Here is a 1437-nt window from a genome sequence, read left to right as displayed (position 1 = left end):
AAACATACATAAAAGGATGGATTCTTAAGTGGATTCATATAAAATAATTGCACTCAATCTATTGACTTTATTGTGTTTTTTATGATATATTCCTCCCTTGTAAAAGCAATAATTTCGCGCTCTCCGTTGGCGCGCTGTTTCGCATAATTAAAGACGGTGATTTTCTATTTCTTCTTGTACACTATTATGGCACTTACAAATATTATCAGTAAGCTTATCAATTGGTACAAGTCCATCCAAAAGTGTCTATCTTTTGGCATTGACATATTTCTGACAAATCGAAGACCTGAATCTCCAATTTGACGACATATGACCACGGGTAAATTTAAAATTGTGTCACATGTGGCATAACCAAACACAATCTAGAAAAAAACTCAATAATGACGCTATCTGCCAACTATATGCCTAAGCTTGTTGTTACTATAAGCCTACTGCGCGCCCAAGCTTACGGGTTTGCATCTTATATCTCATCATAGGTGCACTTGCACACTCAAAAGCAGAAATTCTCTATTCCATTGAAAATAAAGTAATAAATCTAAAAAATACCTTTTTAGACAAGATCTCTGCTCATTAAGACGCTTTGGCTTTTTTGAGCAAAAAAAGGAAAAACACGAGAGAAAAGTCTTGCCTCTGTTATCATTCGTGTGACCCCAAAAAACAATAATCGCAGTTTTTTAAGGAAGAAAGCAAGAAAAATGAAAATAGTTGTACAAAGGAAAATGGTCCTGCACGCGATACATCGGTGCTAACGTTCTCTTTAAAAACACACAGATAATTACAACCAGCTTCAAAAAACAGCCTTACTAATGAAGTACTGCTAGAGGGTTGCATGCACAATGCAATAATGACACACTGATTCCCACAAGCGTGCTTCACAGATTGTACGCGTAGCCTGTACAAAGTCTACCGCTCCTAAATACTCAGACGTAATACTACTGGATCGTACAGTGACCGCAGTTGCACCCTTAAACACCGGTTCCTACCATATCATAATGCTTGACAAAAGCATCATGCCATCATAGCAACCGCTTTGCGTAGGGGTTCCACAACATGGTTCTACAAATTGTTGACGCATTGCCAAGCTAACAGTTTTCTTGCCCACCTACTACGCCAATGAGACCATCACTATCCTCTTTTTGAATCGTAAAACAAAATGATTTCCCATGAACGATAAACCATCTGCTCAAAGTCCAGCTAGCTCAAACTCATAGCATTCTAAACCTTTAGGCTCGCTCTTTCCCCAAGGGGGCATAGTCAGATATACCACTTCCCTCACGTATTCACGCGCTGGGATAAAAAAATCTGAAACTACGAGGCAACGCTGCATTTGTATGCAGCGTTGTTGTTAGGAATAAGCTTCTATTGAGATAGTTCTGATGGGAAGCACCCACAGCTAATGATATAGGGATTAATTTGGATTCTTTCGAAATGCTATAT

It is taken from the genome of Bartonella queenslandensis AUST/NH15, assembly GCF_000312585.1.
Taxonomy (GTDB): domain Bacteria; phylum Pseudomonadota; class Alphaproteobacteria; order Rhizobiales; family Rhizobiaceae; genus Bartonella; species Bartonella queenslandensis_A.
Note: the sequence above shows the minus strand (reverse complement) of the source record.